Raw genomic sequence first — 12232 nt, forward strand, 5'->3', positions numbered from 1 at the left:
ACGGGGATTACGGCCGGTCCGGCACGCGGGCGTCGCCGGCCCCGGCGGGACCGCACGGCACGGGCGGCGAAATCGGCGGCCCGCCCCGCACCCCGCGAGAGACTGGCCCCATGACGACCCCGCGCATCGGACTCCTCGGCACCGGCCCCTGGGCGCGGAGCGTCCACGCCCCCGCCCTCGCCGCGCACCCCGGCGTCGAGCTCACCGGTATCTGGGGGCGCCGGCCGGAGGCCGCCGCGGCGCTGGCCCAGGTCCACGGCAGCCGCCCGTACGACACCCCCGACGAGCTGTTCGCAGGCTGCGACGCGGTCGCGTTCGCCCTGCCGCCGGCCGTCCAGGCCCCGTTGGCGGTCCGTGCCGCCGAGGCCGGCCGCCACCTCCTCCTGGACAAGCCGGTCGCCACCTCGGTGCCCGAGGCCCGCGCCCTCACCGATGCCGCCGACCGTGCGGGGGTCGCCTCGGTGGTGTTCTTCACCGCGCGCTTCGGGGCGGAGGAAGGGGAGTGGATCGCCGCCCAGGCCGCGGCCGGCGGCTGGTTCACCGCGCACGCCGACTGGCTCGGCTCGGTCTTCGCCGACGACAGCTCCAGTCCGTACGCCGATTCGCCCTGGCGCCGGGCGAAGGGCGGTCTGTGGGACGTCGGTCCGCATGCGCTGTCGGTGCTGCTGCCGGTCCTCGGGGACGCGGAAGCGGTCACCGCCATCCGCGGCCCGGCCGACACGGTGCTGCTGACGATGCGTCACAGCAGCGGGGCGGCGAGTACGGCGACGGTCGGCCTGGCCGCGCCGGCCGCGGCCGCCGGTGTCGAGGTCACCCTCCGCGGCACCGCCGGCATCACCACCCTGCCCCGCCGCCTGGGCGGCCCCGAACCGGCCTACCACCGCGCCGTCGACGCCCTGCTCGCCGCCGTGGCAACAGGTCTGCCGAACGCCTGCGATGTCCACTTCGGCCTCCGGGTCACCGAGATCCTCGCGGCGGCGGAGGAGAAGCTGAGCCCGCTCATGCCTCAAGGGACATGACTACATGGCGGAATTGGTCGTGGAGGGTATGAGCGGCGGTCCGTAGCGTCAGGACCGTCACCCGCCCGCACCGGCCCAGGGAGCCCCACGCCATGACGCCCGCCACCGGCTTCACCAGCTATACCGACGCCCTTCTCGCCGTCCTCGCCCGCGACCCGTCCCGGGCCGTACTGACCACGGGCGACGGCGGCGACGCGCTCACCGCCGGTGCCCTGCACGACACCGTCCACCGTATGGCGGCGGTGCTCGCCGGCCGGGGCATCGGCCGCGGCCGGACCGTCGCTCTCCTCAGCGGCAACCGCCCCGAGGTGCTCGCCGCCCGCTACGCCGCCAACCACCTCGGCGCCCGGGTCGTCTTCCTCTACGACGGTATGGCCGCCGGGACCCTGGCGCGGATCGTGGAGAGCGCGGAGACCGCCCTGCTCCTCGTCGACCCGGCCCTCCACGGCACCGCACGGTTACTGCTCGGCCACCTCCGGGGCCCGGCCCCCGACGTCATGACGCTGGGCGAGGAGCCCGCGGCCGGCGGCTTGGGCCCCGACCTCCTGGCCGCCTGCGCCGCCCTCCCCGCCACTCCCGAGGTGCCGGGCGCCGCCCGTCCCGAGGACGACTGGTGCATCCGGCACACCGGTGGCACGACCGGCATCCCCAAGGGAGTGCGGATGGCGCACGCCCCGTACGCCGGGATGATCCTGCACCGCCGCATGGAGGCCGCCGGCGACCCGCCCCGCTTCCTCGCCTGCACCCCGCTCGCCCATCTCGCGGGCGTCCTGGCCGACGTCACCCTCGCGGCCGGCGGCACCGTCGTACTGCACCGCACCTTCGACCCCACGGCCGTCCTCGCCGCCGTCGCACACGACCGCATCACCCACCTCTGGCTGCTGCCCCCGCTCCTCTACCGCCTCCTCGACGACCCCACCCTCCCCGCGACCGATCTCAGCTCCCTCACCCGGATCACCTACGGCGGCTGCGCGGCCTCGCCCTCCCGGCTGGCGCGGGCCGCCGAGGTCTTCGGCCCGGTGCTGTTCGGGGTGTACGGCATGTCCGAGGCGATGACGATCACCGAGGCCCGTCCGGAGGACCATCTCCGCGCCGGGCCCGGCGGCCGGATCACCGTCGGCCGCCCGATGCCCGGTGTGACGCTGGCCATCCGCGACGCGGACGGGCGGGACCTGCCGACGGGGGAGCGGGGCGAGATCCACGTACGGTCCGCCGGGGTCATGGCCGGCTACTGGAAGCAGCCGGAGCTGACCGCGCAGGCGCTGCCCGGCGACGGCTGGCTGCGCACCGGTGACGTCGGCATGCTGGACGACGACGGCCGGCTCTACCTCGTCGACCGGGTCAAGGACCTGATCATCGTCGTCGGCGGCCATGTCCACCCGGCGGAGGTCGAGGACCTGCTGCACACCCACCCGGCGGTCGCCCACTGTGCCGTCTACGGGGTGCGCGGGGCGGACGAGAGCGAGGAGGTGCATGCCGCGGTCGTCCCCGCCCCGGGCCACCGGCCGGACCCCGCCGTCCTGCGTGCCTTCGTCACCGAGCACCAGGGCGCCCTGTACGCCCCGGCCGTCGTCCACCTCGTCGACGCCATCCCCCTCACCCCCGTCGGCAAGCCGGACAAAACGCAGCTGCGCGCCCTGGCCGCCGCGGCCTGACCGGAGGCGGCCGGCAAGGCTCTCCCCGTGCCTCCCGCAACGCCCTTCCCGCGCCTGCCGCAAGGCCCTTCCCGCGCCTGCCGCAAGTCCCTTCTTCCGCCTTCAAATCCCTCCTGGCCAGGGGCTTTTGTCAGTGGTGGCCAGTAGAATGGGAACCAGTCAGTGAGGGTTTTTCCAACGCTCCAGGAGGTCGCCGATGGCCGCTGCCACACTCATGACGAAGCCTCTCCCGGCCCACCCACTGCCCAAGAAGCCGCTGCCCGCCGGATGGCCGCGCGAGCGGTACGAATCGCACAACCGCCGCCTGAAGGCCATGCGGCTGGCCATCGCCCTGCTCGACACCGGCGTCTACCGCCCCGAGCAGGCCCACAACCGCAGGATCCGCAGCACCGCGGCCGAGATAGGGGTGCACGCCCCGTCCGACACGACCTGCCGTCTGGTGCGCGCCCTGATCTACGACAACTGCTGACGGCTCCCCGGCGCATCAACAGGGCGGCCGGTCCCGGGACTTCCCCGGGGCCGGCCGCTCCGTGCGCTTCCCCGCCGGGCCCGCGGGCGCGGCTCAGGCGTCCGCGCCGTCCCCCGGGGCCGTCGCGGCGTCCATGTCCGTCACCTCCGCCAGCGCCTCCGCCAGCCACTCCACCCAGAAGGTCTCCAGCCCGATCCCGGCCCGCAGCACCAGCCGCCGCAACCGGTCCTCCGGATCCGCCGCCGCCCCGAAGTCGCGGTCCTCGATCTCCTGGTACTCCGCCAACTGCCGCCGGTGCTGCGTCAGATGGCGCCGCAGCTCCGCATCGAGACCGGTCCGCCCCACCACCGCCGAGGCCCGCATCCGCAGCAGCAGCGCGTCCCGGATGGGCTTGGAGTCCTGCTCGCCACCGGCCCAGCGGGTCAGCTCGGCGCGGCCCGCGGGCAGCACCTCGAACTCCTTCTTCTGCCCCCGGGACGGCTGCGCGCTCGGCAGCGCCCGGATGAACCCGGCCTGCTCCAGCTTGCCCAGCTCGCGATAGATCTGCTGATGGGTGGCCGACCAGAAGTAGCCGATCGACCGGTCGAACCGCCGGGTCAGCGCCAGCCCCGACGACGGCTTCTCCAGCAGGGCGGTGAGGATCGCGTGCGGCAGTGACATGGGGGAATCCTAGGTCGCGGCGGCCGGGGCCGGCGGGCCCGCGCCGCCCGCCACGCCCCGGTCGCCGCCGCGGCTCACAGGGCCGCCGCCAGCTCCGTCCCCTGCTGGATGGCGCGCTTGGCGTCCAGCTCAGCGGCGACATCCGCACCGCCGATGAGATGCACGGCGCGCCCCTCGGCCCGCAGCTCCTCGTACAGGTCCCGGCGCGGCTCCTGCCCGGTGCACAGCACGACGGTGTCCACGGGAAGCGTGGTGGCGGTGCCGTCGACCGTGAGGTGCAGGCCCTCGTCGTCGATCCGCTCGTACGCGGCCCCGGCGACCATGGTCACGCCCCGGTGCCGCAGCTCCGTACGGTGGATCCAGCCGGTGGTCTTGCCGAGACCGGCGCCGACCTTCGACGGCTTGCGCTGGAGCAGATGCACCTGCCGCGCGGTCGTGGGCCGCTCGGGCGCGCGCAGCCCGCCCCGGTCGCCGTACGCGGTGTCGACGCCCCAGGCGCGGAAGTAGGCCTCCGGGTCCTGGCTCGCCGCATCGCCGGCATCGGTGAGGAACTCGGCGACGTCGAAGCCGATGCCCCCCGCCCCGATGATCGCCACACGCTCGCCGACCGGCGCCCCGTCGCGCAGCACATCGAGGTAGCTGACGACGCTCGGGTGGTCGATGCCCTCGATCTCCGGGGTGCGCGGGGTGACGCCGGTGGCGACCACGACCTCGTCGTAGCCGCCCAGGTCCGCGGCCGCGACGGCGGAGTTCAGCCGCACGTCCACGCCGTGGCCGTCGAGCTGGTGACGGAAGTAGCGCAGGGTCTCGTCGAACTCCTCCTTGCCCGGTATCCGCTTGGCGATGTTCAGCTGGCCGCCGATCTCGGCGGCGGCGTCGAACAGGGTGACGTCGTGGCCGCGCTCGGCCGCGGACACGGCACAGGCGAGCCCGGCCGGCCCGGCGCCGACCACGGCGAGCCGCTTGCGCCGCCGGGTGGGGGAGAGAACCAGCTCGGTCTCGTGGCAGGCCCGCGGGTTGACCAGACAGGAGGTGATCTTTCCGCTGAAGGTGTGGTCGAGGCAGGCCTGGTTGCAGCCGATGCAGGTGTTGATCGCCTCGGACCGGCCGTCCCGCGCCTTGGCGACGAAGTCCGGGTCGGCGAGGAAGGGCCGGGCCAGCGACACCATGTCGGCGCGTCCGTCGGCGAGCAACTCCTCGGCGACCTCGGGGGTGTTGATCCGGTTGCTGGTCACCAGCGGGATGCTCACCGAGCCCATCAGCCGCTTCGTCACCCAGGTGTAGGCGCCGCGCGGCACCGAGGTCACGATGGTGGGGATACGGGCCTCGTGCCAGCCGATGCCGGTGTTGATGATGGTGGCCCCGGCCGCCTCGATCTCCTTGGCGAGGGTGACCACCTCCTCCAGCGTGGAACCGCCCGGCACGAGGTCCAGCATCGAGAGCCGGTAGATCAGGATGAAGTCGGTGCCCACGCGTTCCCGGGTGCGGCGGACGATCTCCAGCGGGAAGCGCATCCGGTTCTCGTACGAGCCGCCCCACCGGTCCGTGCGCTGGTTGGTCGCGCCGACGATGAACTCATTGATCAGATAGCCCTCGGAGCCCATGATCTCGACGCCGTCGTACCCGGCGGACTTGGCCAGCTCCGCCGCCCGCACATAGTCCTCGACGGTCTGCTCGACCTCGTCGTCGGTGAGCGCGTTCGGCACGAAGGGGCTGATGGGCGCCTGGAGGGCACTCGGCGCGACCAGGTCCGCGTGGTACGCGTACCGCCCGAAGTGCAGGATCTGCATCGCGATCCGCCCGCCCGCCGCATGCACCGCGTCGGTCACCGTCCGGTGCTGTGCCGCCTCCGCCTCGGTGGTGAGCTTGGCCCCGCCCTCGTACGGCCGGCCCGCGTCGTTCGGCGCGATACCGCCGGTCACCATCAGGCCGACACCGCCCTTGGCGCGGGCGGCGTAGAAGGCTGCCATCCGCGCGAAGCCGTTCTCGGCCTCCTCCAGCCCGATGTGCATCGACCCCATCAGCACCCGGTTGGGCAGAGTGGTGAACCCGAGGTCGAGCGGGCTCATCAGGTGGGGGTACTGGCTCATGGGGGGCCTCCAGGCGCGGTGGTCGTGGCAGTAGTTGTAGACCAGCCGGCGAGAGTTATGCAACAAGTTGCAAAAAACGTGACGCAGACGACTCCGCCGCCCGCCGGCGCCCCGCTCCCCACCGCACGGATCGCAGTTACCGCGTCGCGCAGTGCGACGTGTCACAGACAACCCGGCGGCGCTGTGGGAGCTTCAACTGTGCTGCTCCTCAGTGGAGTTGCTGCAAAAGGAGTTGCCGACGAGCCGGGGGCGCGCCCCGACGGCGCGCGGACCGCGGGGACCGCCTGGAGGGGGCGTCCGCAGCGGGACCGCGCGGCCGCGGGCGGCATCCGGCTCACGACGGTCTGCCCGCATGTGGAGAGGATCGAATGAGCACTGCGCAAGCCCTCACGCTCGACCAGGTGGTCGACACCGACCGGTACCCCCTGCCGGAACCCGACAGTGCCGGGGGACAGGCCGTGATCTCCCGGGCCCGGCACGAACTCCTGACCCTCGGCTGCACCGTGCTGCCGGACTTCATCCGCCCGGCGCTGCGCACGGCGCTGGAGCAGGAGTGCGCCGCCATCGCCCCCCAGGCGCACTACGACGTCGAGACGGTCAACGTCTACAACATCGCGGTGGACTCGGCGCTGCCGGCCGACCACCCCGGCCGGCGGACCTTCCAGCGGGGCAACGCCTTCGTCCCACGGGACCGCGTCCCCGCCGAATCCCTCATCAGCCGGCTCTACTCCGAGCCGGTCTTCCAGGACTTCCTCGCCCGCTGCTTCGGACTGCCGCGGCTGCACGAGCTGGCGGACCCGCTCTCCGGGCTCGTGCTCAACGTCGTCGCCCCCGGCATGGAGCACCCCTGGCACTTCGACACCAACGAGTTCACCGTCAGCATGCTCACCCGGCAGGCCCAGGACGGCGGGATCTTCGAGTACTGCCCGAACATCCGCTCCGCGCACGACGAGCACTTCGGTGACGTCCGGGACGTCCTCGACGGCCGGGGTGAACGGCTGATCCGGCGCCTCCCGCTGCACCCCGGCGACCTGCAGCTGTTCAAGGGCCGCTACTCGCTCCACCGGGTGAGTCCGGTGCGCGGCGGGACCGCGCGCCACTCAGCGATCTTCGCCTACAGCGAGCGGCCCGGCGTCATCGGGAGCGTGGCACGCACCCGGCAGCTCTTCGGCCGGGTACTGCCCGCACACACCGCCGCCGAGGGCCGGGCCGTCCGCGGCGACCGGCTGCTGGACTGACGGGCGGCACGGACACCCCGTCGCCGCGGACCGTCCCCCGCTCCGCCCTCCACAAAGGGGTGGACACGGTGGGTGACGGCGCGACCATGGACGAGTGACAGCACAGGTCCCCACGATCCGAATCGAGAGAGCAGAATTGAATAACCGTCAGGAAAGGGCCGCCATGACGACCTTCGCCCAGGAGGACAGCCTCCCGCGGGTGCCGCTGCCCACGCTGGAAGCGAGCTGCGAGAGGTTCCTCGCCTGGTGCGCGCCGCTGCTGACCGCCGACGAGCGGGCGGCGACCGAGGCGGAGGTGGCAGCCTTCCTCCGCCCCGGCGGCCCCGGCCGGGTGCTGCAGACGGCACTGGAGGAGTACGACGCCACGGAGGGCGTCCACAGCTGGCTCGACACCTTCTGGCCGTACCGCTACCTGGGCCGCCGGGACCGGATCGCGCTCAACGCCAACTTCTTCTTCCTGTTCCAGGACCCCGCCCCCGGGCAGCCGCAGTCACAGGTGGAACGGGCTGCCGGACTCATCGCCGGCGCCGTCGCCTACAAAAGCCGGCTCGATCAGGAGCTCATCCCGCCGGTGGTGCAGCGGGGCGTGCCCCAGTCGATGGTGCAGAACAAGTACCTGTTCTCCGCCACCCGGATCCCCGGGGCGGAGCAGGACACCGTCCGCAGCCCCTACACCGGCGCCTGGCCGGGCCCGTCCGGGGCCCGGCACATCGTGGTGTTCCACCGCGGCACCATGTTCCGGATGGAGGTGCTCGGCGCGGACGGCGTCCCGCACAGCCTCGACGACCTCGAAGCGGGACTGCGCGCCGTGCAGAAGGCCGGGGCCGAACCGGCCGCGGCCGGCACCTCGGTCGGCCACCTCACCACCATGGCCCGCGCGAAGTGGGCCGCCGCCCGGGAGTCCCTGCGCGCCCACCACCCCCGCAACGCGGACGCGCTGGACGACATCGAGACCGCGCTGTTCTGCGTCTGCCTGGAGGACTCCGCCCCCGCCGACACCCAGGAGGCCTGCGACCAGCTGCTGTACGGCGACCGCGGCAACCGCTGGTTCGACAAGGCCGTGTCCCTGATCGTGTTCGCCGACGGCCGCGCGGGCATCAACGTGGAGCACTGCGAGCTGGACGGGACCACCATCCTCAGCTTCACCGACGCCCTGCTCAGCACCCCGGCCGAGGAACACTCCCGCCGCTCCGGGGCCCGTTCCCAGGGACTCCCGGCCCTGGAGCCGGTCGTCTTCGAGCTGGACGACGCCCTCCGGGCTCAGGTGCGCTCCGCCGCCGACGCCTTCGCGGAGTACGGGGCGGCCACCGCCACCCGGACCGTCGCCTTCGACGACTTCGGCAGCACCACCGCCAAGGCACTGGGCGCCTCGCCGGACGCGTTCGTCCAGCTCGCCTACCAGCTGGCCCATCAGCGCGCCAAGGGGCACCTCGGCGCCACCTACGAGTCGATCGCCACCCGCCAGTGGCGGCGCGGCCGGACCGAGGCGATGCGTGTCGTCACCCCGGAGATCCAGGCGTTCGTGGCCGCGATGGAGGACCCGGCGGCCTCGGCGGACGCACGCCGGGCCGCGTTCCGGGCCGCCGCCGGGAAGCATGTGGCGCGCGCCAAGGAGTGCCAGGCCGGCGAGGCACCCGAGCAGCATCTGTGGGAGCTGGAGCTGATCCAGCGGCGGCGCGGGGCGGAGCTCGGCGTGACCGAGCAGCCCGCCCTCTACCGGACACCGGGCTGGCTGACGATGCGGGACGACTACCTGAGCACCAGCTCCGCCCCGTCCGCGCACATCCAGTACTTCGGCTTCGGCTCCACCAGCAGCCGCTGTATCGGCGTCGCCTACGTCCTGCTGCCCGACAGCTTCCACGTCTATCTGAGCACCCCGCGGGCGGTCGCCGGCCCGATGCAGGTCTTCGCCGACCGGCTCCGTGAGGCGGTGGCCGAACTGCGGGAGCTGCTGGCGTCCGACGGTTCCGGCGGCTGACCACCCGTGCGGACCGGCGGCCGTCCCCTGCTCGTCTACTTCAGCAGCCGGGACAGCCGCCGGTCCGCGAGGGGCTTACCGCCCGTCTGGCAGGTGGGGCAGTACTGCAGCGCCGAATCGCTGAACGACACCTCGCGGATCGTGTCCCCGCACACCGGGCAGGGCTCGCCCTTCCGCCCGTGCACCCGCAGCCCGCTCTTCTTCTCCGCCTTGAGGTCCTTCAGGGCCAGCCCCCGGGACCGCTCGACCGCCTCCTGGAGCGTCGTCCCGATCACCGCGTACAGCCGCTCCACCTCTTCCTCGGAGAGCTTCGCGGCCAGTTTGAACGGTGACATCCGGGCGGCGTGCAGAATCTCGTCCGAGTAGGCGTTCCCGATCCCCGCCAGCACGCTCTGGTCGCGCAGTACGCCCTTGATCTGGCGGCGCTCCCCCTCCAGCAGCGCCCGGAAGGCCGCCGGGGTGAAGTCCGCCGACAGCGGATCGGGCCCCAGCCGCGCCACACCGGGCACCTCCCGCGGATCCCGTACGACATACACCGCGAGGTGCTTCTGGCTCCCCGCCTCGGTCACGTCGAACCCCGCCCCGTCCGGTCCGGCGAGCCGTACCCGCAGCGCCAGCGGGCCCTTCCCGGGCCGCGGCGGCACCGCCGGCAGCTTGTCGCTCCACCGCACCCACCCCGCTCGGGCCAGATGCAGCACCAGATGCAGCCCCCCGACCTGACAATCGAGAAACTTCCCGTACCGCGTCACCCCCGCGAACGCTCCCCCTTCGAGCGCGGTGACCGGCGGGTCATAGGTCTTGAGTGCGTGCACGGCGACGGGATACACCCGCTCGACGGTCCGGCCGGCCAGGTGGTCGGCGAGGAACCGGGCGAGCGATTCAACTTCCGGCAATTCAGGCATATCGCCAGTCTGCCTCGGGGGGGGCGCGATGGGAGCGCGGGGGCGAGAGCACCGAACCGGCCGGACCCGGCCGGGACGCACCACACCGTCTCACCCTGCCGTCCGGGAGCCGCGGGCCAGGTGCTCCTGGAGCCGGGCGTGGCGGAACTGGTAGACCGCACCGGCCTGGCGCAGCACACCGCGCCGGTGGGCGTCCCGCAGGAAGGCGCTCACCGCCCAGGGCAGCCGCCCGGTCAGCGGCAGCCAGATGCGGGACAGCGTCACCCACTGGCCCCACGCCGTCAGGCTGAGTCCGTAGGCGAGCCCACCGCCCAGCCAGCCCACGACGCCGAACAGGATCCAGTCGATGATCCTGAACTCCTGCATCCAGCACAGGATCCCGCCCGCGAGCCCGATGAAGAGCCCGAACATCAGCAGATGGAAGAGGGTGGTCGTGCGGTTGGTGTGCAACAGGTCGTGGGGGCCGACGGCGGTTTCGAGGTCGACGGGGGTTTCCAGCACGGCCGTGAGCGCGAAGGTGAGCCCCACGGCAAGGCCGTACGGGAGCCCGGCGCGGAGCCCGACTCCCGACCCGTGGGCGAGCAAGGTCATGAGCCCGTATCCGTCCGGTCCCGTCAGTCCGAGCACGAGCGTGTCCACGAGCCAGGCCGTGAACCCGAAGCCGAACCCGCCCACGAGTCCGATCGCCAGCCTGAAGACGAACTCCTTGCGCATCTCCTTCGTGCCGCCGCGAAGCCGCACGCGTGCCCGTGACGGCTCACGCGCCCCGTGCCCGTATCTGAGCCCGTACACGAGACCGAAGCCCAGCCCGGACGTGAACCCGAACGAGAGCCCGTTCAGGAGCCCCTTCACGAGTCCCGTAACGAGTCCGTGTCCCGCGTACCAGAACGAGAACCACAGCACCAGCGTGTCCACGAGCCCGAAGGCCAGACCGGCCACGAGCCCGATCAGGCACATCCGCAACCAGCGGGGCAGGGTGCTGCCCAGCTGCCACCAGGCGAGGTCGCGGGTGTCGAGCTGGTCCAGGTGCCGGGCGAGGTGGCCGAGCAGGTGCGGGACACGTGTGCGGTGGGCGCGGGGCCGGTCGCGGTAGACCGTCGGGATGAAGTGGTCCAGCAGGTGATCTTCAAGGTCATCGGTGCTGCTGAACTCGTCGGTCAGCAGTACCCAGGGGTCGCGGTCCGGGGCGTCGCTGTAGATGGTGCGGGCCAGCATGACCATCAGCGGAGTCCTCAGCACCGTGGCGAGCCGGATGCTCGCCGGGTGCTGAGGGTGCTTGCGCAGATGACTCAGGACGGGATCCCACGCGGTCGAGGCGGCGGCCGTCTTGCGCGTGCCGCGCGGCAGACAGTGGTCCAGGTCGGTCAGGGCCAGGTCGATCAGTTCGACGGCCGCGGCGGAGGTCAGGGCCCTGGCGCCCTTCACGGCGGTGGTGTACGCGGTGCGGCGGCTGGTCAGCAGCAGGGGCATATCGGTGTCGTTGAGCGCTGTCAGCGCGGGACGGCGCAGAAGGGCGGGGATCTCGTCGAACCCGTCCAGCACGGGCAGGATGCGGTCGTTGTCGATCAGCTCTTCCGCCCGTGTCGAGGCGTCGGATGCAGCCCTGGCCGAGCCGGGGCGGTCGCGTTTCCCGGCCAGACGGGGGTGGTTGCGCTCCAGTTGACCGGTCAGCCAGCGGTGCAGTGTCGTGGTGGTGGGGTTCCATGACGCGAGGCTGAAGATCACCGGAACGGGGTCGGCGGGGCTGCTCCGGGCCGCCAGCAGATCCAGCACGAACCGCAGGGCCAGGGTCGTCTTTCCCGATCCCGCCCGGCCCAGCACCACCAGCCGCCGGGAGGGAATCCGGTGATGGACCCGCACGATCTCGTCCAGCTGACCGGCCAGGACCGGCGGGCGGGGAGCGACTCCGGCCGGGCAACGGCAGATGTTGGCCCAGTGGTCCATCACCTCATCGGACGCCGCCTGCCAGCGCACCGGCAGCGCGATCGGGTCCCGGATCTTCCGCTGTTTCTCCTCTTCCCGCCACTGTGTGCGGAGCGACTTCGCGAGCCGGTCCGCGTCGTCGTCCAGCGCGGTATCGAAGCTCGACCGCGGGGGGTGTCCGGTGGTCACCGGTCCGATCGTGTGGGCCCGGGGCGGCCCGTGCCCGGTGGTCCCGCCTGCCGGGTGGTACGCCGGGCCCTCGTGGGGGTGCGTCGGAGCCTCCTGGTGATGCGTCAGG

9 protein-coding genes are annotated in these 12232 nt (G+C 72.7%); 5 read left to right on the forward strand and 4 right to left on the reverse strand.

Annotated features, from left to right (window positions below):
• Nucleotides 1-110 precede the first annotated feature (110 nt).
• The 3 genes from SLV14N_RS28730 (at nucleotide 111) to SLV14N_RS28740 (ending at nucleotide 3143) form a co-directional block, all read left to right on the forward strand.
• Nucleotides 111-1019 (forward strand): Gfo/Idh/MocA family protein, encoded by a 909-nt coding sequence (locus SLV14N_RS28730; RefSeq protein ID WP_263271672.1) that lies wholly within the window; start codon nucleotides 111-113, stop codon nucleotides 1017-1019.
• A 92-nt stretch (nucleotides 1020-1111) separates the two neighbouring features.
• Nucleotides 1112-2674 carry an AMP-binding protein gene (locus SLV14N_RS28735; RefSeq protein WP_263271673.1) on the forward strand — a complete coding sequence of 521 codons (1563 nt, stop codon included), beginning with the start codon at nucleotides 1112-1114 and terminating at the stop codon, nucleotides 2672-2674.
• Between the two features lie 196 nt (nucleotides 2675-2870).
• Complete coding sequence (locus tag SLV14N_RS28740) at nucleotides 2871-3143, forward strand: hypothetical protein (RefSeq protein ID WP_127150522.1); 273 nt, start codon at nucleotides 2871-2873, stop codon at nucleotides 3141-3143.
• Between the two features lie 93 nt (nucleotides 3144-3236).
• On the opposite strand, the gene SLV14N_RS28745 is transcribed toward SLV14N_RS28740, so the two are convergent.
• Nucleotides 3237-3803, reverse strand: a complete 567-nt coding sequence (locus SLV14N_RS28745) for a PadR family transcriptional regulator (RefSeq protein ID WP_093643227.1) — start codon at nucleotides 3801-3803, stop codon at nucleotides 3237-3239.
• A gap of 74 nt (nucleotides 3804-3877) precedes the next feature.
• Complete coding sequence (locus tag SLV14N_RS28750) at nucleotides 3878-5893, reverse strand: NADPH-dependent 2,4-dienoyl-CoA reductase (protein ID WP_263271674.1); 2016 nt, start codon at nucleotides 5891-5893, stop codon at nucleotides 3878-3880.
• A gap of 368 nt (nucleotides 5894-6261) precedes the next feature.
• On the opposite strand from SLV14N_RS28750, the gene SLV14N_RS28755 reads away from it, so the two are divergent.
• On the forward strand, nucleotides 6262-7131 hold the full coding sequence (locus SLV14N_RS28755; RefSeq protein ID WP_208684805.1) for an arpA protein: 870 nt from the start codon (nucleotides 6262-6264) through the stop codon (nucleotides 7129-7131).
• 163 nt (nucleotides 7132-7294) lie between these two features.
• Nucleotides 7295-9109 (forward strand): choline/carnitine O-acyltransferase, encoded by a 1815-nt coding sequence (locus tag SLV14N_RS28760; protein WP_208684807.1) that lies wholly within the window; start codon nucleotides 7295-7297, stop codon nucleotides 9107-9109.
• 35 nt (nucleotides 9110-9144) lie between these two features.
• Here SLV14N_RS28760 and SLV14N_RS28765 read toward each other — a convergent pair whose 3' ends face one another.
• Both SLV14N_RS28765 and SLV14N_RS28770 read right to left on the reverse strand, forming a co-directional pair.
• Nucleotides 9145-10011 (reverse strand): Fpg/Nei family DNA glycosylase, encoded by an 867-nt coding sequence (locus tag SLV14N_RS28765; protein ID WP_263271675.1) that lies wholly within the window; start codon nucleotides 10009-10011, stop codon nucleotides 9145-9147.
• 90 nt (nucleotides 10012-10101) lie between these two features.
• Nucleotides 10102-12123: an NACHT domain-containing protein gene (locus SLV14N_RS28770; RefSeq protein WP_263271676.1), complete on the reverse strand. Its 2022-nt coding sequence runs from the start codon at nucleotides 12121-12123 to the stop codon at nucleotides 10102-10104.
• Nucleotides 12124-12232 lie beyond the last annotated feature (109 nt).

The organism is Streptomyces sp. Je 1-4 4N24, from assembly GCF_026239515.1.
Taxonomy (GTDB): Bacteria; Actinomycetota; Actinomycetes; order Streptomycetales; family Streptomycetaceae; genus Streptomyces; species Streptomyces nigrescens.

What these genes read in the sequence shown, in the direction of transcription:
- SLV14N_RS28755 (WP_208684805.1), top strand. Translation starts at nt 6,262, where the DNA reads ATGAGCACTGCGCAAGCCCTCACGCTCGACCAGGTGGTCGACACCGAC.
- SLV14N_RS28740 (WP_127150522.1), top strand. Translation starts at nt 2,871, where the DNA reads ATGGCCGCTGCCACACTCATGACGAAGCCTCTCCCGGCCCACCCACTG.
- SLV14N_RS28765 (WP_263271675.1), bottom strand. Translation starts at nt 10,011, where the DNA reads ATGCCTGAATTGCCGGAAGTTGAATCGCTCGCCCGGTTCCTCGCCGAC.
- SLV14N_RS28730 (WP_263271672.1), top strand. Translation starts at nt 111, where the DNA reads ATGACGACCCCGCGCATCGGACTCCTCGGCACCGGCCCCTGGGCGCGG.
- SLV14N_RS28735 (WP_263271673.1), top strand. Translation starts at nt 1,112, where the DNA reads ATGACGCCCGCCACCGGCTTCACCAGCTATACCGACGCCCTTCTCGCC.
- SLV14N_RS28745 (WP_093643227.1), bottom strand. Translation starts at nt 3,803, where the DNA reads ATGTCACTGCCGCACGCGATCCTCACCGCCCTGCTGGAGAAGCCGTCG.
- SLV14N_RS28750 (WP_263271674.1), bottom strand. Translation starts at nt 5,893, where the DNA reads ATGAGCCAGTACCCCCACCTGATGAGCCCGCTCGACCTCGGGTTCACC.
- SLV14N_RS28760 (WP_208684807.1), top strand. Translation starts at nt 7,295, where the DNA reads ATGACGACCTTCGCCCAGGAGGACAGCCTCCCGCGGGTGCCGCTGCCC.